We start from the raw sequence: 22,849 nt of genomic DNA, 5'->3' as shown, positions 1-22,849 counted from the left end.
CGGAGGAAACGCCAATGCCGGAATCGACCGGCCTCGGTTTGGCCGAGCCACAGGCTCAGTCCCTCGATAGCGTATCCGCCGTCTGGGCCGTGATCCGCGCCGAGGCGAACGAGCTTGCGACGCGCGAGCCGATATTGCGGCGGCTGCTTGCCGAGCAGGTGACGGACGCTGCCGGCAGCCATGAGATCCTCGCCCGCGTGCTAGCCGCGCGGCTCGCGGTGGCGCAAGTTGAAACAGGCGATCTGTTCGATCTCATCCTGTCTGCGCTTGATGACGACATCATGCGGAAAGTCGAGGCCGATCTCGCCGCCGTACGCGAGCGCGACCCGGCCTGCACGACGTTTCTGCACGCGCTTCTGAACCTCAAAGGCTTCCATGCGCTGCAGACCCATCGCATCGCCCATGCGCTCTGGAACGGCGGCCGCCCGGAGATTGCCACCTGGCTCGCCAATCTGGCCTCGCTGGTCTTCGGCCCCGATATCCATCCGGCAGCACGGATCGGCGCCGCCATCATGCTCGACCATGGCTCGGGCATCGTCATCGGTGAAACGGCTGTCATCGAGGACGAAGTGTCGATCCTCCAGAACGTCACGCTAGGCGGCACCGGCAAAGAGACGGGCGACCGTCATCCGAAGATCCGCCACGGCGTGATGATCGGCGCCGGCGCCAAGATACTCGGCAATATCGAAATCGGCGCCTTCAGCAAAATCGCCGCCGGCAGCGTCGTGCTGAAGCCGGTTCCCGAACATTGCACGGTCGCCGGCGTGCCGGCCGCTGTCGTTCGTATCCATCGCGGCGATGAGATCCCGGCCGAGACGATGGATCAGAATATTTAGCGCAAATCCTCCGATCGATGAATCGATTGCGATGTGACGACGGAGCTCGAATGCCGGCGGAGACGACAGGTATTGTTCTTGCGGCTTTGCCCTCAAACTATCTCCGCTCGACCGTCAAAACCATCGGCATGGCCCAAGTGGCCTGAAGAATCGGCCAACGTAGCAATTTGACGTTGTCATCCTCGACCTGCGCCTCCCATCGCGCATAAAATTTCTGGCTATACCCGTTCAGCCGAACGCTGCGGTGCGCGAGGGGTCCGCCGTCAAGGTTAAGGGCGACCTTGAGATCAAGTGGCGACGCCTTGAGAAATTCCGCCAACCGATCGAGAGAAAAGAACGCCTCCTTCGTCGTGCCGATCACGATGCGATCTGAGCCATCCTTGGCGACAAAGGTTCGATTGGCCAGCCAGCGGCTTTTCACATTCACATGAGTCTGACCATCGTCGCCGATCAGGAGCGGATAAGAAACCATCGCATTCGTCGCCCCGGCGAAGGCGCTTCCCCAATCTTGATGGGTCAGGTCACGGATGTCGGCGGAGGCAGCGTCCGCGATGAAGGCGCCTGCCTTCGCATCATACTGCTGGGGACCCATCGCTACACCCTCACTGATGAAGGGCGTGTCGGGCCGGCCATGCATGTCGTAGTAGCTGCCATTGACGATCAGCACGGCCTTGGGCAAGGCATGTTCCCATTCGTCAATGCCCTTAACACCCTGTGACGCATTGTGGACGACGAAGCGGAAGCGCGCCGGATCAATTCTGCTGAGGAAAATGCGATCGACTTCACGACCATTGGCAAGCACCGGCAGCTCCGCCACCTCGAAGCCAAGTTCAGGTTCTTGCCAGGCCAGCGATCCCGGCTGCACGGCCGGAACCGGGCTCTTCAACGCCAATTGCATCGAGGCCGATAGCCGCTCATCGTCAGGCTTAACAGTGATCCAGTAGGTTCCGCCACGGCGCAATATCGTGTTGAACCCATAAACGCCGGCGACCTGCCAGAGCCAACCGGCGCCGACAACAATCATAACGACAAAAGCTGCCGTCAGCCCGAATAGGAGCTTGCGAATTACTGACATCAAATTCTCTATGAGCAAATAGTCGGGTTCAGTATGCGACGCGATGGTTCGCCCTGCGCAAATGCGATTTCAAGTGAGGCTTTTCTACGACGTCCAAATACATCAAAGGCGGCACCTAGGCTTCGCCGATAAGTACGGCCCTTAGGCAGCCTGCTGATTTTCTCCGAAGGCTTCGACGCGGTTGCGACCTTCACGCTTCGAGCGATAGAGCGCCTCGTCGGCCTTGTGTACGAGCCGTTCGAATTCTCCGCCGCCTTCCCGCGTGGCGACGCCGATGCTCAGCGTCGGAAAGACGGCGAGATCCTGCCGCTGCGTGACGGCGGCGGCGAAGTCGAGACGGATGCGCTCGGCAATCGCCACCGCATCTTCCTGGGAGAGGTTTTTCAGCACCGCCAGGAACTCGTCTCCGCCTTGCCGGGAGAGCAGATCGTTTGAGCGCATGATGCCTTTACAAATGCTGGCGAAAAGCCGCAGGATCTCGTCGCCGGCGGCGTGGCCATGCCTGTCGTTCAGCTGCTTGAAATGGTCGATATCGATGATCAGCAGCGATATCGGCCGGGAAGCGAGAGCGGGCAAATGCTGGGCAAGGCCGCCCCGATTGAGTGCGCCGGTCAGTGGATCGTGATGGGCGAGTTCGGTCAGCTGATTGCGGCTGCGCTCGGCTGCCATCAGCACCATGGCCATGCTGCGCAGCATGATGAAAGCCACCGCCGATACCCCCATCCAGCTATGGACCACGCTGCCGCCGAATGGATCCGGCCCGCCGATCTCGCCGGTCGCAGCAAGGATGCTGCGGACCGCAAAGATCATGGCGGTGCAGACATAGAGGCCGATGAGCAGACCGGCGGAATAGAGCTTCTCGCGGCGGACAATGCTGATCGCCTCCCCTGCGACCGCAAGATCGCACAGGCTGCAGATGACTGAGACGTAAAGAAGCCTTGCCGAGACCGCTGCGGGATCGCTGACGATCAGCACGACGGGAACGCTGACGAGAGAGATGGCAAGCCAGAAGGTGCGCTGGTCGAGAACCCGTCCCGAAAAGACGCGCACGGCAAAAAACATCAGCATATAGCCCGCGACGGTGACGATATTGCCGCCGTCGACCGAGACCGCGTAGGGAACGAAATTGCGCAGCACCACGAGGAAGGAACCGACGCCGACGAAGAGGTTGCTCAAGCCCCACCAAAGCGGCCACCTCTCGAAGCGGCCTGTTGCATAGGCTGCAAGCTGGAGAATCCCCAGCACGAAGCAGCTTACGGCAACGATGAAATAGATCGTCCTGAGATCCAGTAGCATGGCGCTTTTCCGAAGTTCTGGTGGCGGAACCTACAGCAAGGATTTTGCGGTTTGATTGGAGCCTTCGTTAAAACTTGAACGATCGGTGGTTTTCCCTGCCGCCGCCGTGGTCAAGCGGCCCGCACCGTGCCGATGATATCGGCCAGCAGATCGTGCAGCAAATCCCGGTAGCCGTTTCGGGCCGAGGGACCGCTCTCTTCCGAGGTCATGACGACGGTCAGATCGAGCGACGGCACGATGTAGAGCATCTGGCCGCCATAACCCCAGGCGAAATGCACCTGCTCGCTGCCGATCTCACGCGTGAACCAGCCATAGCCATATTCGTCGCCGGAGAAGCGTGAATTGGTACGGCGCTGCCAGGATTGCACGATCCAGTCGGCAGGCACCACCTGCACTCCCTCCGTCGTACGCCCGCCATTGCGATAGAGCTCGCCGAAGGCAAGCAGGGACCGGGCGCTCATCGCCATCTGATTGCCGCCGAGATAGATCCCCTGCGGGTCGCGCTCCCATGCGCCGATGCGGAAACCCTCGATTGGGCCGAGCCATTCGCGCGCCAGCGCCATGGTCGACCGGCCGCTGACCTTGGTCAGAATGGCCGAAAGCAGATGCGTGGATGCGGTGGAATAGAGCATCTCCCCACCGGGCTGGTCGACGAAAGGCTGCGAAAGGGCAAAGCGCACCCAGTTGCGCGAGGAGACCCAGCGGCCATAATTCGGCCCGGACATACGGTCGAGCCCCGCCTGCATGGAGAGAAGATTGCCGATAGTGATGTCGTTGAGGCGCGGATCAGCCGATGAAGGAAGATCGGCCTTCAGGATCGGCGCGATCTTCTGGTCCGGCCCATCAAGCAGTCCTTTGCCGATCGCGATACCGACAAGCGCCGAAATGATCGATTTCGAAGCGGATTTGATATTGGTCGATTCCGACGGCGAATGACCACGGAAGGCGCGTTCGGCGAGCACGCGTCCCTCACGAGCGACGACCACCGTCTTGAGCGGTCGCAGCGCCGGATCGGTCGCCGCTTGGTCGAGACGCGGACCAAGCCCGGCGGCGGATGCCGTGCCCTGGGCAGACGCCTGGCCTGTTGCGCCAAACGGCAGGCAGAGAAAAAGGAGAAGGGAAAAAATACGGATCATGCGGCACATGATAGGATATCGCAGCGGCATCTTCGCATGCCCTATGGCACTTTTCACGCGATCGTGTCTGCTGGTGAGCCCATTATTCGCACTCCTCACCGCTCTGTCACTGAAAGACAATCCGCGCCGCAACCATCGCAGGCCCGCCTGCCTACATGGCCAAGCGGCGCGGACGTCGCCGGCCAGGGAAGAGATCCCCACCTGCCCGGCGGGCACGCAGCTCAAGCTGCGCGGCGAACCGGCGCCCTGGCCAGCATGCGTCCCGAGGGGACGATCATTCCGGCCGCGCCGTCAAGCCAGCCCTCGGTGAGCTCAAGGGCGAGAAAGCGCGAACGTTCGAACGGACCGGGCATGACAAGATGGCGAGCCTTTTCGGCGAAGAAGCCGAAACGCTCGTAATAGGCGGCATCGCCGACGAGCAGGACCGCGCCATGTCCGCGGTTCTTTGCCTCGAGGATCGCCGCGCGCATCAGGGCCGAGCCGACGCCCTTGCCGCCGTGACGGCAATCGACGGCCAGCGGACCGAGCAGCAGCGCATTGATCGGCGTGCCTTCAGCGTTGACGCCGGCCTCGACGTTCCAGAGCCGCACTGTGCCGATCAGATGGCCGTCGCGATCACGAGCGACCAGCGCAAGTCCTTCGGCCGCAATGCGGTTGCGGCGGATCTTCTCCGACGACTTCTTGCGACGGTCAGTGCCCATGACGCGATCGAGCAGGTTTTCACGCGCGACGACATCCGACGGATTTTCGGCGTCGATGGTGAAAATGGAAGGCGCAAAGAATGCGCGGACAGAATCAAGAACAGCGGCCATCGTGGCCTCCCGCACTCAAAACCGCTTCAGACGGTGACTTCGGAGAATTGTGGATTTGCCGCCCCGGCTGGTGACGGGACTAGCAGAAACAAGACCTTAGATGACGTAGGCCTTCAGCGGCTCGAAGCCGTTGAAAGCGACTGCCGAGTAGGTCGTCGTATAGGCGCCGGTGCCTTCGATCAGGACCTCGTCACCGATCGTCAGGGACAGCGGCAGCGGGTAGAGGTTCTTTTCATACAGCACGTCAGCCGAGTCGCAGGTCGGGCCGGCGATCACGCAGGGCTCCATCTCGTCGCCGTCGCGTTCGGTGCGGATCGGGTAACGAATAGCCTCGTCCATGGTTTCGGCGAGACCGCCGAACTTGCCGATGTCGAGGAAGACCCAGCGCGCGTCGTCATTGTCCGACTTCTTGGAGATCAGCACGACCTCAGCCTTGATGACGCCGGCATTGCCGACCATGCCGCGGCCCGGCTCGATGATCGTCTGCGGAATCTGGTTGCCGAAATGCGTGCGCAGCGCCTGGTAGATCGACTTTCCGTAAGCTTCCGCGGACGGAACGTCACGCAGATACTTGGTCGGGAAGCCGCCGCCCATGTTGACCATCTGCAGGTGGATGCCCTGCTTGGCCAGCTGGACGAAGACACGCTTGGCATCGGCAAGAGCCGAATCCCAGGCATCGACCTTGGTCATCTGCGACCCGACATGGAAGGAGACGCCGTAGGACTGCAGGCCGAGCTGATGAGCGTAGACGAGAACGTCGACGGCCATCTGCGGAACGCAGCCGAACTTGCGCGACAGCGGCCATTCGGCGCCTTCGCCATCGGTCAGCACGCGGCAGAAGACACGGGCGCCGGGCGCGGCGCGCGCGATCTTCTCGACTTCCTCGTGGCTGTCGACAGCAAAGAGGCTGACGCCGAGCGTATGCGCGCGGGCGACATCACGTTCCTTCTTGATCGTGTTGCCATAGGAGATGCGGGCGGCGGTCGCACCGGCTTCGAGCGCCATTTCGATTTCGGCAACGGATGCGCAATCGAAATTGGAGCCGAGGCTGGCGAGCAGCTTCAGCACTTCCGGAGCCGGGTTGGCCTTGACGGCGTAGTAGATGGCGCTATCCGGCATGGCGTGGCGGAAAGCGTGGAAATTGTCGCTGATGACATCGAGGTCAACCACGAGGCAGGGACCGTCGGGACGTCGGGTTGCGAGAAAGTCGCGGATGCGCTGGGTGGTCATATCAGTTCCCTCTTCCAGTTCCAGAGCTCCGGCATGATCCGGAGGACAAAGGGCATACGAGAACTCGCATTGGAACCAGCCGGTGGAGACCCCGGAACCACAGCAAGCGCTCGATGCGCGGATAATGAACCAACGCCGCAAACGCGGTGTAAGTTCGGCTTTGTCTGCCATGGATTGGAGGGAGAGTCCCAACCGCACTTCCGGCAATGATGGTGTGCCTCTTCAGTAACCCCCGCTGATGGAAAGCAGGGAGAGAACAAAAAGGCCCGCACCGTCGTTGCTTCAGGCGTCCTCGCATTTTCCGGTTGGCCGGAATAGCGACTGGAGGGGTTAATTCCAGGTACCTTACCGATTTCCTCACCAATTCGAGGGTTCGGCGGACACCCATGGGCACGTGCGACTTTGGGCTGACTGGTGAGATAAGAATATTCGCCTTCATAATCAAGCGATTTTTTGATCTTGAGGTCAAAAAATAATTGAACAAACCGGCGCGATTTGTTCAACATTCCAAAACACCTGTGGGGATTTCATGGACACCTTGACCCGCATACGCGCCTTCATTGAAGTCGTCGAGGCCGAAGGCTTTTCCGCCGCCGCGCGGCGCACCGGCCGCTCGAAGGCGCTGCTGTCCAAATATGTGCGCGAACTGGAAGACGAACTCGGCGCGTTGCTGCTCAACCGCACGACCCGGCAGTTCTCTATGACGGAGGCCGGCCACACCTATTATCGCAGCGCCTCCGACATTTTGAAGGAGATCGACAACCTTGCCGATCTAGTGCGCGAAAACAATGCACAGCTGAAGGGACGGTTGCGCGTCTCCGTCCCCCGCACCTTCGTCGATGCCGACGTCGGCCAGTCGCTGATCGATTTCGCCGGCGAGAACCCGGACCTTTCGCTGGAGATCGCCGCCGATGACCGATTCGTCGATCTGATCGAGGAAGGCTTTGACGTGGCGATCCGGATCAGCAAGCTCGAAGATTCCGGCATGATTGCTCGCAAGATCTCCGATTTCCGCGTCCATCTCTGCGCCACCCCGGATTTTCTCGAGCGCCATCCGGATCTGGAGCATCCAAGCGACATGTCCAATCTTCCCTTCATCGTCGATACCAATTCACGCACCCAGGGGAGCATCCGCTTCCACAATCCTGACAACACAACCTTCGCCGTCGCCGTCTCCGGGCCGATCGAGGTCAACAGCCCGCACGCGACACTCCGCGCCGCCCTCGCCGGCATCGGCATCGCCCTCATTCCCGATTTCATCGCCCGCAAGCCGATCGAAAGCGGCGAACTGGTGACGCTATTCAACGATTACATACCAACCGACCGCGGCATTTATGCCGTCTACCCGCACCGGCGCTACCTGCCGGCCAAGGTGAGGATCTTTGTCGATTACCTGCACAACTGGTTCAAGAAGCATCCGTGAGATCTGCACGGCAAGACCGGTCGGGCCGGACGATGGAGCGGTGCCGATCGGGACTCACCGACAAGCCGGTCCCAATTCCGTCCCAATTTCTGGCAAGAACTCGGGTCGAGCGAACAAGGCAGCGGGACGCATGAACAAATCCATACCATTGATCACCGCGCTTCTTTCGCTGGCGCCGGCCGCCGCCTTCGCGCATCCGCACATCTTCGTGGAGGCGCGGCTCGAAGTCGTGGCCGGCGCTGACGGCAGTATCGAGGAACTGCGCAATGTCTGGCGCTTTGACGAGGTCTTCTCCTCCTCGGTCGTCATGGATTTCGACAAGAACACCGATCTGAAGCTGGAGCCGAACGAACTCGCGCAGGTCGGCAAAACGGTGAAGCAATCGCTTGCCGATTACGATTATTACATGAACCTGACGATCAACGGGAAGAGCATCACCGTCCAGCAGCCCGACATCATCCATGTCGACTATAAGAACGGCCAGCTCCTGATGTTCTTTGCGGTCAAGCCGGTGGAGAAGATGCCGCTCAAGGGCAGGCTTACCTTCGGCGTCTACGATCCGACGCTCTATACGTCGATCGATTTCCCCACAGACAACGAGCTGGCAACGGTGGGCGACGGCTTCAAGGCCTGCAAGCACCAGGTGATAAGGCCGGATGCCGACGAGGTGATCTCGCAAAACAAGCAGTCGCTGACAGACGCCTTTTTCAACGATCCCACCGGCACCAACATGTCCAAACTCTTCGCCACCCGGCTGGAGCTCACATGCTGATAAAACGCCCGTCCCTGATCCTTTCCGCGGCGCTCCTTGCGCTCCTGACCGCGGCAAGCCTCGCCCACGCGCAATCGCCGCTCGGCATCGGCACGGCCGAACCCAGTTTCCAACCGACCGGCGGGCCGCTTGCGCCACTTTTGCTCTACGTGAACTATGAACAGCAGGCTTTCTATCGGGCGCTGACCGGTGCGTTGAAGGGCATGCGCGAGGATCCGTGGCAGCTGACATCGCTGGTCGGCCTTTCCTTCGCCTACGGCGTCTTCCATGCCGCCGGCCCCGGCCATGGCAAGGCGGTCATCTCCTCCTACATGATCGCCAACGAGGTCGAGTTGAAGCGCGGCGTGGTTATTTCCTTCATTTCGGCTTTCATCCAGGGCGTCGTCGCTGTGGCGCTGGTCGGCGGCGCCTGGCTGGTGCTGCGCGGCACCGGCATTACACTGACGACAGCCACTCATGCCATGGAAATTATAAGTTTCGTCATGGTTATCCTCTTCGGCGGCTGGCTGCTGTTCCGCAAACTGCGTTTGATGGCTCGCAATCTGCCGCGCCGCCGGCTGGTGGCGACGTCGGCCGGTCCGGTGTCCATGATGCTGGATTGGAAGGATAACGCAGCCGAACGCCAGGCCTATGCCTTCAACGGCAAGGCGCAGGCCGTGAACGCCGGCCACAGCTTCGTTCCCGGCATGGCCTGCGAGACCTGCGGCAATACGCACGTGCCGGACCCGGCCCTGCTCGCCGGCGACAGGTTCAGCGCTCGAGAGGCTTGGTCGGCGATCGTAGCCGTCGGCCTTCGACCCTGCTCAGGGGCTTTGCTTGTCATGACTTTCTCGTTGCTGAACGGCCTCTATCTCGGCGGCGCGCTTTCGGTCGGCGCCATGTCGCTCGGCACGGCGATCACGGTTTCCGTGCTCGCGACGCTTGCCGTCACCGCCAAAGGTGCGGCGGTCCGTCTCTCCGGACGCGGCTCGACGGCTTCGGTCTGGGTCGGCAACGCCATCGAAATCCTCGGCGCCCTGCTCGTCATCCTGATGGGCGCCGTCCTGCTCGGAGCTTCGCTGCAAGGCTAGACACCCTCAGGGCTCCGTGCCCCGGACGCCCCTGGATTACTGTCTATCTCTGCGACGCTGGTAGCGCGCCCGCAGCCAGAAGATCGCAAAGAACGCCATGATCAGGCAGAAGCCGACGGCGATCCCCAGCGTTGGCGAGAAATTGCCGATCCATAGAACGATGGTCGGCAGAAAGTAGACGACGAGGCCGGCGCCGAGCAAGATGACAGCGGCGGCGATCGCCTGCGAGCGGCTTTCCGGGCTCACGCGAGCCTTTCCTTCTCCAGATCCGCACGAATATCCTGCAGGCGGCGGATCTGATTGCCGGCCGCGTCGAAATTTGCAGGCGAAAGCCAGGCCTCGAAAGCATCGTTGATCAGCGGCCATTCGGCGTCGATCATCGAGAACCAGGCGGTGTCGCGGTTGCGATGCTTGGAGATCATGTGCTGACGGAACACCCCTTCGAAGCTGAAACCGTACCGCAGTGCCGTCGTCTTGCTCGCCTCGTTCTTATTATCGCATTTCCATTCGTAGCGACGATAGCCGAGATCTTCGAAAACATGTTTGGCCATCAGATAGTGCGCTTCGGTGGACAGCGGCGAACGGCTCATAGCGCGACCATGAGCCACGCCGCCGATTTCCACGACGCCGTTTGCCGGGTCGGCGCGCATGTAGTTCGCCATGCCGACAACCTTGCCGGTGGCGTTGTCGCGGAAGATATGGGTGAGCCAACCGGACTTGGTGTGGACGTTTTCCAGCCAGCTGGCGAAGTCCTCGATGCCCGAGAAATCATCCTGCGAAAAATAGAGCAGCAGCGGGTTGATGCCCATGCCGCCGAGCCCTTCCCACAGCGCTTCGAGATGCTCCTCGCGGCGATAGGGCTCGACGGTGACGAAACGGCCTTTCAGCGTAACCGGCTTTGGCGCCGGGCAGCCCTTGAAATTTGCAAGATCGCGCATGTTCACTCCCCTATTCCAGAGCCTTCCCCGATTAAATTGACGAAAGCGTCAATTTAACCGGGGAAGGCTCCGGGAGTGGATAGGCCAGTCGCCCGATAAAGGCAATCGGCCGGCATGTCACTGTGACAAGGTCGTCTTGGCGGATGACACCGTCGCCTCGATATGGTCGACCAGCTGATCAGCAAGGCCGAGCCGGCCGGCGAGCAGATCGAGATAACCGCGCTCGGCGCGCGAATCCGGATCGATGGTCAGCCGCGAGGCGGTGTAGAGCTCGACGCGCTGTTCTTCCGTGAGCGCCGCAGCAACGAGCGCGTCGATATCCGTCGGAGACGCAAGTTCTCCCTCGATGAAAGCCGCAGCCTCGCCGCTGACGTCAGCAGCCTTGATCTTGTCCATGATCAGGACGCGTTCGGCGTCGTCGATATGACCATCGGCCTTGGCGGCGGCGATCATCGCCCGGATCAGCACCAGCACGAATTCGTTGCTCCCGGCAGGCGATGCTGGTCCGAAACCGGAGTCGACGGGCGGCGGCAGGAGCACCGGATTGTTTGCCGACGGCGCATCCGAGGGGGCCGCGGGCGCTTGCCCAGCCTGATAGTTCTTGTAAGCCTGATAGCCAAGGCCGGCGATAGCAGCAAGACCGCCGATCGCCAATGCGTTGCCGGCAATACTGCGGCCGGTCTTGGTGCCGAGAAGCACGGCTGCGATCGCGCCGCTCTTCATCGGATTGTTCTTTGCCGTCTGTATGGCCTCGCCCGCCCTGTCGCGGACTGAACCGCCGAGACCCGGCACCTGCGAACCCAAGAACTGGTCGAGAAGCTTCTTTGCGTCGAACATTCCTCGTCGTCTCCCTGTTTGAGGCCGGAGGAGAACATAGGTTTGCGACGGCTGAAATACAAATATTGGGCGTGGGGCTGTGCCTGGCGCTCATACCCCGCTCATGCAACCTCAGGCCTTCAGAGCGGCGGCCTCAGCCGCAAGCTTGGTAACGCCGGCCCAGTCGCCGGCTGCGACCAGTTCCTTCGGCGCAACCCACGAACCGCCGACACAGACGACGTTCGGCAGCGAAAGATAATCCCTGGCGTTCTTCAGCGAAATGCTGCCGGTCGGGCAGAACAGCGTGCCGGCGAGCGGCGAAGAAAGCGCTTTAAGATAAGCGGCGCCCCCAGCCTGCTCAGCCGGAAAGAACTTCAGCACCTGATAACCTTCCTCACGCAACGCCATGACTTCGCTGGCGGTCGCAGCTCCCGGAAGCAGCGGCACGTCGGAATCGGCAGCGGCATCAAGCAGCTCCTGCGTCGTGCCCGGGCTGACGATGAACTTCGAGCCGGCCTCGACAGCCGCTTCCCAATGGGCGGCATTCAGGATGGTGCCGGCGCCGACTTCGGCGCCCTCGACCTCGGCGGCGACGGCGCGCACGGCTTCAAGTGCCGCCGGCGTGCGCATGGTGATCTCGATTGCTTTCAGGCCGCCTGCGACAAGCGCGCGGGCCAGCGGCACCGCCGACCTGGCATCGTCAACGATCAGGACCGGAACGACCGGCTGGAGTTTCAGGATGGAAAGGAGCTTCTCTGTTTTCTCGCCCATGGTCGCACGACCTCCTTGAAACGATTGAAATTTGCATCCCGAATAACGCCCTCGCCGAACCTTGTCGAGATAAAACCCGGCTGCGTGAGAAGAAGGTATGAAATGCTTGGAAATTGGTCTACCGTGCGGCATTCGTCACAAAAGGTTCACTGACATGGCGAAAGAGATCGAGCGGAAGTTTCTTGTACGCGGCGATGGATGGCGTTCCGCCGTCGAGAGCAAGTCTGTCCTGAGGCAGGGTTACATCGCCTCGATGGACGACCGTTCCGTCCGCGTTCGCACCCTCGACGGCAGGAAAGCGAAGCTGACGATCAAGATTGGCCGCAGTGCCATCACCCGTGACGAATTCGAATATGACATCCCGATTGCCGATGCCGAGGAGCTGTTGCAGAGCGCGATCGGCGTCGTCATCGAGAAGACGCGCTACCGCGTCCCGCATCAGGGCTTCGTCTGGGAAGTCGACGTCTTTGCCGGCGAGCATCTCGGGCTGGTGATTGCCGAGGTAGAGATGACGGCAGAAACCGACAAACCCGTCCTGCCTGCCTGGCTTGGTCGCGAAGTGACCGGCGATTTCCGCTATTCCAACCAGGCCCTTGCCACAGAATACGAGCACGACAGGCATGGCCTATCGCATTCGGCCTGACGCCGATTTCACCGAGGCATTCCGGAGCATCGCGACCGAGCAGCTGGAAGGTGCCATTACCTTTCTCGAAGAACGGCCGGAAGGTGCGCACGAGGCGATCCATTCCTTCCGAAAAAACCTGAAGAGATTGCGCTCGCTCTACCGGCTCGTCGCACGCGAGGTGCCTGATTTCCAGGAGCAGGAAAATGCAAGGTTGCGCGACGCCGCGCGCTCGCTTTCGGCAATCCGCGACGCTGCCGCGCTCATCGGCACCGCGCAATATCTGCAGCATTCAGCCCGCGGGAAAGAGGAAAGCGAGGCGCTCGGCCGGATCGTCATCATTCTCGAGGGGCGCCGCGACTGGATGGCGGAGGCCGAAAGCGGTCTTGAACGGCAGCTGATGGAAACCTCGGACGTGCTCAGGGAGGCGATTTCCGCTCTGGATGGAATCTCCTTCGATGGCAGCCACCGCAAGAATGCCCGCATGCTGGCGAAGAGCTGGCGCCGCACGGCGCGCAAGGCTGAGGCCGCGCTTGCCAACTGCCACGGTGATGCATCGGCCGGCGATTTCCATGATCTGCGCAAACGCACCTACGACTACCGGCTTTACCACGCTCTTCTGCGCGACGTCTGGCCGGGTGCGATGAAGGCCAAGCAGGATGCGGCCAAGGAGCTCGTCGAGGATCTCGGCCGCATCCATGACCTTGCCGTACTCTGCGAACTGGTCGAAGCCGAGCCGCAGCTCTTCACCCGCAACGACGACCTGGCGCATCTTCTTGAGGCAATCATCGTCCGCCAGCAGGAAGACCGGCGGCAGGCCCTCCTCAAGGCCGAAGCCGTCTTCGCCGATGATCCCGACGAGGAATCGGAGCGTATCGAGCTTCTCTGGCTGACGGCTGCAAGTTGAGCGATGGCAGGCGCGATCCTGGAGGCGGTCGGCCGCCTGTGCGGAAGGCAATTGCGCGACCGGTCAATTTTCTGTATTTCCGGCGCATGACCGACAGCCTGACACACACCGGCCCGTTCCTCGTAGCGGCGCTCTACCATTTCGTATCCGTGCCGCGCTTTGCCAGCTTGCAGGCCCCGCTGCAGGCGCTGTGCGAGGAAAACGGCGTCAAGGGAACGCTGCTTCTGGCGCATGAGGGCATCAACGGTACGATCGCGGGACCGGATGCCGGCATTCACGCCGTGCTCGCCTTCCTGCGCGTCCAGCCGGAATTTGCGGGCCTGGAGCACAAGGAAAGCCGCGCCTCGAAAATGCCCTTCCTGCGCATGAAAGTGAAGCTGAAGAAGGAAATCGTCACCATGGGCGTCGAGGACATCGACCCCAACAAGGTGGTCGGCACCTATGTCGCGCCCAAGGACTGGAATGCGCTGATCTCCGATCCCGATACGATCGTCATCGACACCCGCAACGACTATGAGACGGCGATCGGTGCTTTTCGCGGCGCGCTCGACCCCAAGACCAAGACATTCCGCGAATTTCCGGATTGGGTGCGCCGGAATACGGGACTGCACAACAAGCCGAAAGTCGCCATGTATTGCACCGGCGGCATACGCTGCGAAAAGGCCACTGCCTTCATGAAGGCCGAGGGTTTCGACGAGGTCTATCATCTGAAGGGCGGCATCCTGAAATATCTGGAGGAAGTGCCGCAGGAAGAAAGCCTCTGGGAGGGCGCCTGCTTCGTGTTTGATGAGCGTGTATCCGTCGAACACGGGCTGAAGGAGGGTGAGCACCGGCTGTGCCACGCCTGCCGCAACCCGATCACATCAGAGGAAATTGCCTCGCCGCTTTATGAGGAAGGCGTTTCCTGCAGCCACTGCTATCCAAGACGCACAGAAGAAGACCGGCTGCGCTACCGTCAACGGCAGCATCAGATCGCGCTGGCAAAAAAACGCGGCCAACGGCATATCGGCAGCTGAGCTTGTTGCTGTTGAATGAGCTTTGCGCCCAGAATTTCGCCGTCAGGCCGCGCCGAGACGGCACGGGGTTGACTGTTCCGCAGTACGAAGCTCGTTGAGCATCTCGGTAATTCGCTCGGCCGCCGCAGGCTTTCCGAACAAATAGCCCTGCAGACAGTCGCAGCCGAACAGGCGCATGGCGACCGCCTGCCCCTCGGTTTCGATGCCTTCCGCCGTCACCGGGATATCGAGCGAGCGGGCGAGCGCCACCGTCGCCTGCAGCATTTCGCGCTGGCGCTTGTCCTCGTTGACGCCCATCACCAACGAGCGGTCGATCTTGATGCGGTCGAAGCCGAACTGCCGGAGATAGCCGATCGATGAGAAGCCGGAACCGAAGTCGTCGAGCGCCACCTTGACCCCCAGACCTTTCAGCCGCTCGATCGACTGGCGGGTACGCTGCGGATTCTGGATCATATACCCTTCGGTGATCTCGAGAGTGATGCGGCTGGCCTCGATCTCCGTCTGCTTCAACACGTAGCGCACATAGTCGGTGAAGGCTGGATTGCGGAACTGGCCGGGCGAGACATTGACAGATACGTTCAGCTCCGGCCACTGCTTGGCCGTCTCGCAGGCCTTGCGCAGCACGAACAGGCCGAGTGATTCAATGAGGCCGCTGGTCTCGGCGATCGGAATGAACACCTCTGGCGAAACCGGGCCGTGGCCCGGACGGTTCCAGCGCACCAGCGCCTCGACGCCGGTCAGCGCATGCGTGGCCGCATCGACCAGCGGCTGATAGGCAAGTGTCAGATCACCGCTTTCAATGGCGATTCTGAGATCGAGTTCTAGCGCATTGCGCTGCTGCCGGTCCGCATCCATCGACGGGTCGTAAAGCGTCATGCGCGCACGGCCCGCCTCCTTCGCCTTATACATGGCAAGGTCGGAACGGCGCACCAGTTCCTCGCGATCGATTGCGCCGGCAGGCGACATGGCGATGCCGATGCTGGCGCCGACGACGACGACACGGCGACCGATCTCCAGCGGCTCGACGAGAAAATCGAGGATCTGCTCGGCGAGCTGCAGGGCGGCGGCGTTCTCGCCATCGGAGAGAAAGGCGATCGCAAATTCATCGCCGCCGATGCGGGCTAGAACTGCGCCTTGCGGGATCAATACCTTGAGGCCGGCCGCGACCGCGCGGATCAATTGGTCACCGGTGCCGTGTCCATAGCTGTCATTGACTTCCTTGAAACCGTCGAGATCGAGATAGAGGAGCAGCACGTTGCGTTTGCTCTGGCGCGCTTCGAGGACACAACGATCGACGGCGAGCCCGAGGCCGTCGCGATTGGAAAGGCCGCTCAGCCTGTCGCGCAGCGCCTCTTCGCGCGCGCTGTTTTCCTCCGCCTTCAGGCGTCGGCCGACCAGCCAGCCGATGGCCAGAAGCACCCCGAAGAAAAGCCCGACGAGACCGAGTGCCTCGATGACCATCGGTCGTACCTGCGCGTAGGCAATATTGCCGGGTGAGCGCGAATTCCAGACGAGCTTGCCGATCGTTGCCCCCGACGGATCGGCGATAGGTACAAAATATTCTGCCTCGAAACTCGGCGGCGCCAGCCTCAGTCCGCCGATCACATAGGTCTGGCCGAGTCCGGCCACCCTGTCGTCATCGAGATGGCGTGCGAAAATGAGATACCGGTGCTGCCCGGCGGGCGCATCAAGCGCGCCGGATTTCTTCCGCACCAATGCCACGCCGACAGCGGCAATGCCGCGTTTGGTGGTGATGAATCCGACCGCCTGGGGCGAATCGGCCGGACCGGCCGCCTTGACCACGTCGAACAGCTTCCACAGCGAAGGCGCGAAGAAATCCGCGGGCGGCTCCTCCATCGGTTTGCCGTCGCGATACGCCATGATCGAGTTCTTCGCATCATCGACAACGATTGCCATGTCGAAAAGTGAGCTGTTGACCGACATCTCGCCGTAGTTGCTAACCGTCCACGCCATGCCATCCGACGCATAGACGTTGGCGGCGGCATCGTCCCAGGCGGCATAATCGTCGAGCGTCGCACCGAGCTGATCCTCGAAGGTCTTCAACGCGCCGATTGTCGTTTCGCGCGAGCGCTCGTCATCAAGGACATTGGCGTTCTCAGCCACGCGTTCGAGTGCCGTCAGCACCATGATGGTGGCGACCGCGACGATGACGGCGAAGGAGAGCAGCACGCCCGTGACGGTGACGTCACGGCCTATTCCCGATCCCCTGCCCTGCAATTTTCCGAGTATCTGCATTCCTGCTCCCTGACCAGCGGAGTTTGCCAGTCAAGGGTTCAGAAACGTTTAAGCAACCGCCTGTTGCAGCTTTCCGCTGGTCTATTTTTTCAGTTTGCTATGCTGAGCCGGCGTGTGATTGCCTTTCGGAAATTCAGCCGCGAGTGCGCGATACCATTTACCGCTCTTCTTCACCGTGCGCCGCTGCGTCTCATAATCGACATGAACGAGACCGAAGCGCATGCGATAGCCTTCCGCCCATTCGAAATTATCCATCAGGCTCCAGGCAAAATAGCCGCGCATGGGGTAGCCGTCTTTGATGAGGTCGGCCACGACATCGAGGTGACCGCCGAGATAGTCGAGGCGCATCGTATCGTCGACCTCGTCCCCGACGACACCGGTATTGTCACAGGCGCCGTTCTCGGTGATGTAGCATTCCGGCAGGTCGTAGCGGCGATAGAGGTCCTCGACCAGGAGCTTCAATCCGGGCGCATAGATTTCCCAGCCGATATCGGTCTTGACGTCGCTTGCAGGCGGCGCTTTCACCGTCCAGGGGAAGTCGCCTTTTCGTTCGGCATCGTCGGTGACGCGCTCGGGCGTGTAATAATTCAGACCCCACCAGTCGAGCTTCTGACTGATGAGCTTCAGGTCCCCGTCATCGATCACGGGCATGCGGTCCCCGAGCGCCTCGACGAATTCGTTCGGATATTCGCCCTTGAAGACGGGATCGAAGAAGGCGCCGTTGTGGAACTGATGCGCCCGTTCGGCGGCTGCCAGATCGGCCGGGCTGTCGGAGCCCGGGATGACCGCGGCGGCGTTGAGCACGAGCCCGACCGGCACATTGGGAGCTTCCGAACGGATTGCCTCGACACCGAGGCCATGGGCGAGGTTCATGTAATGCATGGCGTGAAGGGCAGCCTGCATGTTGCGCTCACCCGGAGCATGGATGCCGTAAAGGTGGCTCAGCCAGACGATGCACCAGGGCTCATTGAATGTCGCGACGGCGTCGAGACGATCGCCGAGGCGGTTCATCACAGTCTTGGCGTAGCGCTGATAGGCATAGGCGGTCGAGCGCGCCGTCCAGCCGCCGTCGCCGGCGAGCATCAGAGGCAGGTCCCAATGGTAGAGCGTCGCGAAGGTCCTGATCCCGCGCGCCTTGCAGCCATCGACCAGCCGATCGTAGAAATCGAGGCCCGCCTCGTTCACCGGGCCCGTGCCCTCCGGGACGATCCGCGGCCAGGCAATGGAAAAACGGTAGGCCTCAACGCTCATGTCCTTGATGAGATCGAGGTCTCGCTCCAGGCGGTTATAGTGGTCGCAGGCAATGTCGCCGTTGTCGCGGTTATAGACGCGGCCGGGCATGTTGCAGAAGGCGTCCCAGATCGACGGCTTGCGGCCATCGGCCTTGCTGGCGCCTTCGATCTGGAAGGCGGCGGTGGCAACGCCGAAGGTGAAATCACCGGGAAAGCGGCTTGCAAGCGTCTTGGCGTCGATCATCTGTATCCCCCGGCTCTCAGCAATGTGGGTTGCCCGTGGGCCGGATTTAGCCAAGCCGGCAAGCAAAGTACAGGTGCTGGGGAAGAAAAACTGCAACGTTGCAGGACTAGTGACAGAACGGCATCGTTCCGTCGCCTCGGTCGCCATACTTTCGGCCCCCACGCTCTCATAACGCGAATGTCAGCAGTCGTGACTTGCTGCCGAGCCCATGATCACTACACAGCGAAGACATCACAACGTGAAAGGAATCCCATGCTGTCTTCGATACATCTGCTGCAGCCGCATCTGCTGAGCCTGCTGCGCCTCGTCTCGTCGCTCGTGCTTTTCAGCTACGGAACGCAGAAGATTTTGCACTTTCCGGCCGCGGCAAGCGTGCCGCCGATGGGCTCGCTCTCCTGGATCGCCGGGCTGATCGAACTCACCCTCGGCTTCGTCGTGGTGATAGGATTCCAGACACGCATTGCAGCCTTCGTACTCTCCGGCCTGATGGCCTTCGCCTATTTCCTCGGCCATGCGGGGAAGAGCTTTTATCCCGCGCAGAACGGTGGCGTCGCCGCGATCCTGTTCTGCTTCGTGTTTCTCTATTTGGTGGCGGCAGGCGCCGGCCCGCTCAGCATTGACGGCCTCATGAAGCGCAACCGCGCTGCGGCCTGAGGCCTGACGGACAAGCCGAGGCGGCCCAAGACCGCCGCGGCATTTCCCGCGACTCCGCGCCATCCGACGCACGGATCGCCAAAGATCAGAGCTTGACCCAGGCGCCGTTTTTCTTGGACGAGGCAACACAGGCCTCGACGAAGGCGACACCCTTCACGCCGTCGTCGACTGTGGGATAGACCACCGCCTTATCGACTTCCTTGCCCCTCTTGCGGGCGTTGATCGCATGCGCGGCTTCCGTATAGATCGTCGCAAAGGCTTCGAGATACCCTTCCGGATGCCCTGACGGCACGCGTGACACGCGCCCGGCAGCCGCTCCGGCGCCGGCGCCGCCGCGGGTGATCAGCCGCTTCGGCTCGCCGAAAGGCGTGTACCAGAGGTAATTCGGGTCCTTCTGGGTCCATTCCAGCCCGCCCTTGCTGCCATAGACGCGCACCATCAGGCCGTTTTCATGGCCCGGCGCCACCTGGCTGCACCAGAGCATACCCTTAGCCGGCTTCTCCGCGCCCTTCGCCTTGAAGCGCAGCATGACATGGGCGTTATCGTCCAGCCGGCGGCCGGGAACGAAGCTGTCGAGGTCGGCGGCCAGGCTGTCGAGTTCCAGTCCGGTAATGAAGGAGGCAAGATTATAGGCATGTGTGCCGATATCGCCTGTAGACCCGCCGACGCCGGACTGGGCCGGATCGGTGCGCCAGGCAGCCTGCTTCTGCCCGGTCTGCTCGACCGCTTCCGTCAGCCAATCCTGCGGATATTCGGCCTGGACCACTCTTATATCGCCGAGTTCGCCGTTCGCGATCATCTCCCGCGCCTGGCGGACCATCGGATAGCCGGTGTAATTATGCGTCAGCACGAAGAGCGCGCCGCTCTCGTCGGCCACCTTCTTCAGCTTCTTCGCATCGGCGAGGTTCGATGTCAGCGGCTTGTCGCAGATGACATGAATGCCGCGTTTCAGGAATTCCTTGGCCGCGTCATAGTGCACATGGTTCGGCGTGACGATCGCCACCGCCTCGATGCCGTTCTTCAGCTTCGCCTCGCGGATCGCCATCTCGCGGTAGCTGGAATAGGTCCGCGACGGGTCGAGGCCAAGGTCGCGGCCGGACTGAACCGCCTTCTCAGGCGTCGACGACAGCGCGCCGGCGATGAGATCGTACTGATCGTCGATGCGGGCTGCGATGCGGTGCACTGCACCGATGAACGCGCCCGCGCCGCCGCCCACCATGCCAAGCCGGATGCGCGGCTCGCGGGTCTGTTCGGATGATGCTTCGATTGCCATTCTTGTCCTCCTGAAATTGAATCTGGTGCGGGTGCGCCCCTCATCCGGCTGCTGCCCCCTTCGCCCCGCAAGCGGGGCGGAGGCGATATGCCGCAGCGGCTTTTCCGCTCTCAACGTTTGGTCGGGCAAGTCCCCTCTCCCCGTTTACGGGGAGAGGGTTAGGGTGAGGGGCACCCACCAGATGCCCTGTTTAGGAAAGCCCCAGCATCCGCCGATTGGCCGCTTGGTCCGTGCCGCCGGCGGCAAAATCGTCGAAGGCCTTTTCCGTGACGCGGATGATATGGGCGGCGACGAATTCGGCCCCCTCGCGGGCGCCATCCTCCGGATGCTTCAGCGCGCATTCCCATTCGACCACGGCCCAGCCGTCGAAATTATTGGCCGTCATCTTCGAGAAGACCGCGCCGAAATCGACCTGGCCGTCGCCGAGCGAGCGGAAGCGGCCGGCGCGTTCCACCCAGCCCTGGTAACCGCCGTAAACGCCCTGGCGCCCGGTCGGATTGAACTCGGCATCCTTGACGTGAAACATCTTGATGCGGTCCTTGTAGATGTCGATGTTCTCGAGATAATCGAGGCACTGCAGGACATAATGCGAGGGATCATAGAGCATGTTGGCGCGGGAATGGTTCTTCACCCGCTCCAGGAACATCTCGAAGGTGATGCCGTCATGCAGGTCTTCACCCGGATGGATCTCGTAGCAGACGTCGATGCCGTTTTCATCCGCATGGTTGAGGATCGGCGTCCAGCGGCGGGCAAGTTCGTCGAACGCGGTCTCAACCAGGCCGGCGGGACGCTGCGGCCAGGGATAGATGAAGGGCCAGGCAAGCGCCCCGGAGAAGGTCGCATGCGCCTTGAGGCCGAGGTTTTTCGATGCGGTCAGCGCCAGCTTGACCTGCTCGACCGCCCATTCCTGGCGCGCCTTCGGGTTGCCGCGCACCTCGGGGGCCGCGAAGCCGTCGAAGGCTTCGTCATAGGCCGGGTGAACGGCGACGAGCTGGCCCTGCAGATGGGTCGAAAGTTCGGTGATTTCGATGCCGTTTTCGCGGGCCTTGCCGGCGAATTCGTCGCAATAATCCTTCGACGTCGCGGCCTTCTTCAGATCGATCAGCTGGCTTGTCCAGGTCGGCACCTGGACGCCCTTGTAACCGATGTCGGCCGCCCATTTGGTGATCGCGTCCCAGGAATTGAAAGGCGCGGTATCGCCCGCGAACTGGCCAAGAAAAAGGCCGGGGCCCTTGATCGTCTTCATGTCAGATTCCTCCCTGAACATCGACCGTAAACGTTTCTGAAAACTTGTAGCACGCATTTTGACGGGTGCAAGGCGCTTCCTTGTCCTGCCTCGCGGATTTGGCGCGAGGCCAGATGCGATATGGTTGCGAGCTAATCATGATGGGCGTTGGCGGGCAAGAGGTACGTGCAGCATTTTCAGCGCCGCGCCGCATGCGCGCATAAAAATGCGCCCGTCCTTTCGAACGGGCGCGTCTTTCGGTCGTCGGATCAGAACGGAGAATCCGGGAAGTAGAAGTTCTTGGCATTCTCCTTGGTGACGAGCGTTGCGTCGAGGATGTAATTGCCGTGAACCGGGACCTGATCGTAGAGCGCCGCCGCCGTCAGCTCCATTGCCGTGCCGACCATTGCCGGCGGATAGAGAACGTCGACCGGGATCAGCTTGTCGCCGTCCATGACCTTCTTGACCATGTCCTTGGAGCCGGCGCCGGCGACGACATATTGAATGTCGGTGCGCTTGGCCTGCTCGATCGCCTGCAGTACGCCGACGGCCATATCGTCGTCCTGGCACCAGACGACATCGATTTTCGGGTACTTCGTCAGGTAGTCCTGCATCACTTTGAAGGCGTCGTCGCGGTTCCAGTTGCCATACTGGCGGTCGAGAACCTTGACCTTGGAGCCGGCGATACCCTTGTCGAAGCCATCCTGGCGCTGCTGGTCGATCGGGATCGGCAGTCCGCGGATAACGACGACCTCGGCTTCCGGCGTCTTTTCGGCAATGTACTTGCCGGCGACTTCGCCGAGTGCCGGGTTGTTGCCGGCGACGTAAAGATCACGCACGGAATTATCGTTGTTCGACGGCGCGCGGTCGACAAGTGCTACGAACTTACCCTTGTCCTTGACTTCCTTGATGGCGTTGACGAGCGGATCCGGGTCCGACGGCAGGATGACCAGCGCGTCGATGCCCTGTGTATCGAGGTCCTGCACGGCGTTTGCCTGCGTCGCGGCATCCGGTGAAGTCTTGACGATGACGTTCAGGCCCGGATGTTCGGCCATCAGTTTCTTGGCGATACGCTCGGCATGGAACACGACGCCAGAGGTCCAGCCGTGGTCGGCGGCCGGAATGGACACACCGATCGTGTAGTTCTTGTCCTGGGCGTAGGCTGCGCCGGCAAAAGCCACCCCCGCAACAGCCAGACCCAACATGAGCTTGCGCATGCTTATTTCCTCCCAAAATATCAGGGAC

Annotated in this window: 23 protein-coding genes; 8 read left to right on the top strand and 15 right to left on the bottom strand. The window is 61.5% G+C overall.

Going from position 1 to position 22,849, the window contains the following annotated elements; translation table 11 throughout:
- The first annotated feature begins 14 nt into the window (after positions 1-14).
- Positions 15-836, top strand: a complete 822-nt coding sequence (gene cysE / locus HJB91_RS09450) for a serine O-acetyltransferase (protein WP_221154516.1) — start codon at positions 15-17, stop codon at positions 834-836.
- Between the two features lie 97 nt (positions 837-933).
- Here cysE and HJB91_RS09445 read toward each other — a convergent pair whose 3' ends face one another.
- From HJB91_RS09445 to HJB91_RS09420, 6 genes are all read right to left on the bottom strand, one after another.
- Positions 934-1,911: a phosphodiester glycosidase family protein gene (locus tag HJB91_RS09445; RefSeq protein WP_221154514.1), complete on the bottom strand. Its 978-nt coding sequence runs from the start codon at positions 1,909-1,911 to the stop codon at positions 934-936.
- Positions 1,912-2,052: 141 nt separating this feature from the next.
- Positions 2,053-3,207 carry a GGDEF domain-containing protein gene (locus HJB91_RS09440; RefSeq protein WP_221154512.1) on the bottom strand — a complete coding sequence of 385 codons (1,155 nt, stop codon included), beginning with the start codon at positions 3,205-3,207 and terminating at the stop codon, positions 2,053-2,055.
- A gap of 110 nt (positions 3,208-3,317) precedes the next feature.
- Positions 3,318-4,343: a serine hydrolase gene (locus tag HJB91_RS09435; RefSeq protein WP_221154510.1), complete on the bottom strand. Its 1,026-nt coding sequence runs from the start codon at positions 4,341-4,343 to the stop codon at positions 3,318-3,320.
- 221 nt (positions 4,344-4,564) lie between these two features.
- The gene (locus HJB91_RS09430) at positions 4,565-5,155 is read right to left on the bottom strand and encodes a GNAT family N-acetyltransferase (protein WP_221154509.1); all 591 of its coding nucleotides are present in this window, start codon (positions 5,153-5,155) and stop codon (positions 4,565-4,567) included.
- Positions 5,156-5,251: 96 nt separating this feature from the next.
- Positions 5,252-6,385, bottom strand: coding sequence for a type III PLP-dependent enzyme (gene odc2, locus HJB91_RS09425; RefSeq protein ID WP_210629800.1), 1,134 nt, complete (start codon positions 6,383-6,385; stop codon positions 5,252-5,254).
- Positions 6,382-6,891 carry a hypothetical protein gene (locus tag HJB91_RS09420; protein WP_210629799.1) on the bottom strand — a complete coding sequence of 170 codons (510 nt, stop codon included), beginning with the start codon at positions 6,889-6,891 and terminating at the stop codon, positions 6,382-6,384. The genes odc2 and HJB91_RS09420 overlap by 4 nt, the downstream gene beginning before the upstream one ends.
- 23 nt (positions 6,892-6,914) lie before the next feature.
- Between HJB91_RS09420 and HJB91_RS09415 the strand changes: the two genes are divergently transcribed.
- The 3 genes from HJB91_RS09415 to HJB91_RS09405 all read left to right on the top strand — a co-directional run bounded on the left by HJB91_RS09415 (position 6,915) and on the right by HJB91_RS09405 (position 9,650).
- Positions 6,915-7,808: a LysR family transcriptional regulator gene (locus tag HJB91_RS09415; protein ID WP_210629798.1), complete on the top strand. Its 894-nt coding sequence runs from the start codon at positions 6,915-6,917 to the stop codon at positions 7,806-7,808.
- Between the two features lie 130 nt (positions 7,809-7,938).
- The gene (locus tag HJB91_RS09410; RefSeq protein ID WP_210629797.1) at positions 7,939-8,580 is read left to right on the top strand and encodes a DUF1007 family protein; all 642 of its coding nucleotides are present in this window, start codon (positions 7,939-7,941) and stop codon (positions 8,578-8,580) included.
- Positions 8,574-9,650 carry a nickel/cobalt transporter gene (locus tag HJB91_RS09405; protein ID WP_221154508.1) on the top strand — a complete coding sequence of 359 codons (1,077 nt, stop codon included), beginning with the start codon at positions 8,574-8,576 and terminating at the stop codon, positions 9,648-9,650. The genes HJB91_RS09410 and HJB91_RS09405 overlap by 7 nt, the downstream gene beginning before the upstream one ends.
- Positions 9,651-9,686: 36 nt before the next feature.
- Here HJB91_RS09405 and HJB91_RS09400 read toward each other — a convergent pair whose 3' ends face one another.
- The 4 genes from HJB91_RS09400 to HJB91_RS09385 all read right to left on the bottom strand — a co-directional run bounded on the left by HJB91_RS09400 (position 9,687) and on the right by HJB91_RS09385 (position 12,175).
- Positions 9,687-9,896: a hypothetical protein gene (locus HJB91_RS09400; protein WP_210629795.1), complete on the bottom strand. Its 210-nt coding sequence runs from the start codon at positions 9,894-9,896 to the stop codon at positions 9,687-9,689.
- Complete coding sequence (locus HJB91_RS09395; protein WP_210629794.1) at positions 9,893-10,588, bottom strand: GNAT family N-acetyltransferase; 696 nt, start codon at positions 10,586-10,588, stop codon at positions 9,893-9,895. Before HJB91_RS09395 ends, HJB91_RS09400 begins: the two co-directional genes overlap by 4 nt.
- 117 nt (positions 10,589-10,705) lie before the next feature.
- On the bottom strand, positions 10,706-11,425 hold the full coding sequence (locus HJB91_RS09390) for a tellurite resistance TerB family protein (protein ID WP_210629793.1): 720 nt from the start codon (positions 11,423-11,425) through the stop codon (positions 10,706-10,708).
- A gap of 111 nt (positions 11,426-11,536) precedes the next feature.
- Positions 11,537-12,175 (bottom strand): 2-dehydro-3-deoxy-phosphogluconate aldolase, encoded by a 639-nt coding sequence (locus tag HJB91_RS09385; protein WP_221154505.1) that lies wholly within the window; start codon positions 12,173-12,175, stop codon positions 11,537-11,539.
- Positions 12,176-12,329: 154 nt separating this feature from the next.
- Between HJB91_RS09385 and HJB91_RS09380 the strand changes: the two genes are divergently transcribed.
- The 3 genes from HJB91_RS09380 (at position 12,330) to HJB91_RS09370 (ending at position 14,720) form a co-directional block, all read left to right on the top strand.
- The gene (locus HJB91_RS09380; RefSeq protein WP_210629791.1) at positions 12,330-12,818 is read left to right on the top strand and encodes a CYTH domain-containing protein; all 489 of its coding nucleotides are present in this window, start codon (positions 12,330-12,332) and stop codon (positions 12,816-12,818) included.
- A complete protein-coding gene (locus HJB91_RS09375; RefSeq protein ID WP_210629790.1) occupies positions 12,796-13,704 on the top strand; it encodes a CHAD domain-containing protein in 909 nt (302 codons plus the stop codon). Before HJB91_RS09380 ends, HJB91_RS09375 begins: the two co-directional genes overlap by 23 nt.
- A gap of 86 nt (positions 13,705-13,790) precedes the next feature.
- Entirely contained in the window at positions 13,791-14,720 is a 930-nt protein-coding gene (locus HJB91_RS09370; RefSeq protein WP_221146498.1) for a rhodanese-related sulfurtransferase, read from the top strand.
- Between the two features lie 42 nt (positions 14,721-14,762).
- Here the strand turns inward: HJB91_RS09370 and HJB91_RS09365 are convergent, their stop codons facing one another.
- Together HJB91_RS09365 and HJB91_RS09360 are read right to left on the bottom strand one after the other, a co-directional pair.
- The gene (locus tag HJB91_RS09365; RefSeq protein ID WP_221146372.1) at positions 14,763-16,976 is read right to left on the bottom strand and encodes a bifunctional diguanylate cyclase/phosphodiesterase; all 2,214 of its coding nucleotides are present in this window, start codon (positions 16,974-16,976) and stop codon (positions 14,763-14,765) included.
- A gap of 81 nt (positions 16,977-17,057) precedes the next feature.
- Positions 17,058-18,452: a GH1 family beta-glucosidase gene (locus tag HJB91_RS09360; RefSeq protein ID WP_221146370.1), complete on the bottom strand. Its 1,395-nt coding sequence runs from the start codon at positions 18,450-18,452 to the stop codon at positions 17,058-17,060.
- A 252-nt stretch (positions 18,453-18,704) separates the two neighbouring features.
- On the opposite strand from HJB91_RS09360, the gene HJB91_RS09355 reads away from it, so the two are divergent.
- Positions 18,705-19,106 (top strand): DoxX family protein, encoded by a 402-nt coding sequence (locus HJB91_RS09355; protein ID WP_221146369.1) that lies wholly within the window; start codon positions 18,705-18,707, stop codon positions 19,104-19,106.
- 85 nt (positions 19,107-19,191) lie between these two features.
- Here HJB91_RS09355 and HJB91_RS09350 read toward each other — a convergent pair whose 3' ends face one another.
- The 3 genes from HJB91_RS09350 to HJB91_RS09340 all read right to left on the bottom strand — a co-directional run bounded on the left by HJB91_RS09350 (position 19,192) and on the right by HJB91_RS09340 (position 22,821).
- Positions 19,192-20,379, bottom strand: coding sequence for a Gfo/Idh/MocA family protein (locus tag HJB91_RS09350; RefSeq protein ID WP_210629785.1), 1,188 nt, complete (start codon positions 20,377-20,379; stop codon positions 19,192-19,194).
- Between the two features lie 190 nt (positions 20,380-20,569).
- A complete protein-coding gene (locus HJB91_RS09345; protein WP_210629784.1) occupies positions 20,570-21,625 on the bottom strand; it encodes a sugar phosphate isomerase/epimerase in 1,056 nt (351 codons plus the stop codon).
- Between the two features lie 248 nt (positions 21,626-21,873).
- The gene (locus tag HJB91_RS09340; protein ID WP_011426857.1) at positions 21,874-22,821 is read right to left on the bottom strand and encodes a substrate-binding domain-containing protein; all 948 of its coding nucleotides are present in this window, start codon (positions 22,819-22,821) and stop codon (positions 21,874-21,876) included.
- Positions 22,822-22,849 lie beyond the last annotated feature (28 nt).

The organism is Rhizobium sp. NLR10b (assembly GCF_019685435.1).
Classification (GTDB): Bacteria; Pseudomonadota; Alphaproteobacteria; order Rhizobiales; family Rhizobiaceae; genus Rhizobium.
The sequence above is the reverse complement of the archived record's forward strand: the minus strand, read 5'-3'. Positions and strand labels throughout refer to the sequence as shown.

Coding starts and splice junctions, on each gene's coding strand:
- HJB91_RS09395 (WP_210629794.1), bottom strand. CDS start 10,588: ATGCGCGATCTTGCAAATTTCAAGGGCTGCCCGGCGCCAAAGCCGGTT.
- HJB91_RS09350 (WP_210629785.1), bottom strand. CDS start 20,379: ATGGCAATCGAAGCATCATCCGAACAGACCCGCGAGCCGCGCATCCGG.
- HJB91_RS09440 (WP_221154512.1), bottom strand. CDS start 3,207: ATGCTACTGGATCTCAGGACGATCTATTTCATCGTTGCCGTAAGCTGC.
- HJB91_RS09420 (WP_210629799.1), bottom strand. CDS start 6,891: ATGTTGAACAAATCGCGCCGGTTTGTTCAATTATTTTTTGACCTCAAG.
- HJB91_RS09360 (WP_221146370.1), bottom strand. CDS start 18,452: ATGATCGACGCCAAGACGCTTGCAAGCCGCTTTCCCGGTGATTTCACC.
- HJB91_RS09385 (WP_221154505.1), bottom strand. CDS start 12,175: ATGGGCGAGAAAACAGAGAAGCTCCTTTCCATCCTGAAACTCCAGCCG.
- HJB91_RS09345 (WP_210629784.1), bottom strand. CDS start 21,625: ATGAAGACGATCAAGGGCCCCGGCCTTTTTCTTGGCCAGTTCGCGGGC.
- odc2 (WP_210629800.1), bottom strand. CDS start 6,385: ATGACCACCCAGCGCATCCGCGACTTTCTCGCAACCCGACGTCCCGAC.
- HJB91_RS09390 (WP_210629793.1), bottom strand. CDS start 11,425: ATGTTCGACGCAAAGAAGCTTCTCGACCAGTTCTTGGGTTCGCAGGTG.
- HJB91_RS09405 (WP_221154508.1), top strand. CDS start 8,574: ATGCTGATAAAACGCCCGTCCCTGATCCTTTCCGCGGCGCTCCTTGCG.
- HJB91_RS09370 (WP_221146498.1), top strand. CDS start 13,791: ATGACCGACAGCCTGACACACACCGGCCCGTTCCTCGTAGCGGCGCTC.
- HJB91_RS09340 (WP_011426857.1), bottom strand. CDS start 22,821: ATGCGCAAGCTCATGTTGGGTCTGGCTGTTGCGGGGGTGGCTTTTGCC.
- HJB91_RS09410 (WP_210629797.1), top strand. CDS start 7,939: ATGAACAAATCCATACCATTGATCACCGCGCTTCTTTCGCTGGCGCCG.
- HJB91_RS09445 (WP_221154514.1), bottom strand. CDS start 1,911: ATGTCAGTAATTCGCAAGCTCCTATTCGGGCTGACGGCAGCTTTTGTC.
- HJB91_RS09415 (WP_210629798.1), top strand. CDS start 6,915: ATGGACACCTTGACCCGCATACGCGCCTTCATTGAAGTCGTCGAGGCC.
- cysE (WP_221154516.1), top strand. CDS start 15: ATGCCGGAATCGACCGGCCTCGGTTTGGCCGAGCCACAGGCTCAGTCC.
- HJB91_RS09355 (WP_221146369.1), top strand. CDS start 18,705: ATGCTGTCTTCGATACATCTGCTGCAGCCGCATCTGCTGAGCCTGCTG.
- HJB91_RS09435 (WP_221154510.1), bottom strand. CDS start 4,343: ATGATCCGTATTTTTTCCCTTCTCCTTTTTCTCTGCCTGCCGTTTGGC.
- HJB91_RS09380 (WP_210629791.1), top strand. CDS start 12,330: ATGGCGAAAGAGATCGAGCGGAAGTTTCTTGTACGCGGCGATGGATGG.
- HJB91_RS09365 (WP_221146372.1), bottom strand. CDS start 16,976: ATGCAGATACTCGGAAAATTGCAGGGCAGGGGATCGGGAATAGGCCGT.
- HJB91_RS09375 (WP_210629790.1), top strand. CDS start 12,796: ATGGCCTATCGCATTCGGCCTGACGCCGATTTCACCGAGGCATTCCGG.
- HJB91_RS09430 (WP_221154509.1), bottom strand. CDS start 5,155: ATGGCCGCTGTTCTTGATTCTGTCCGCGCATTCTTTGCGCCTTCCATT.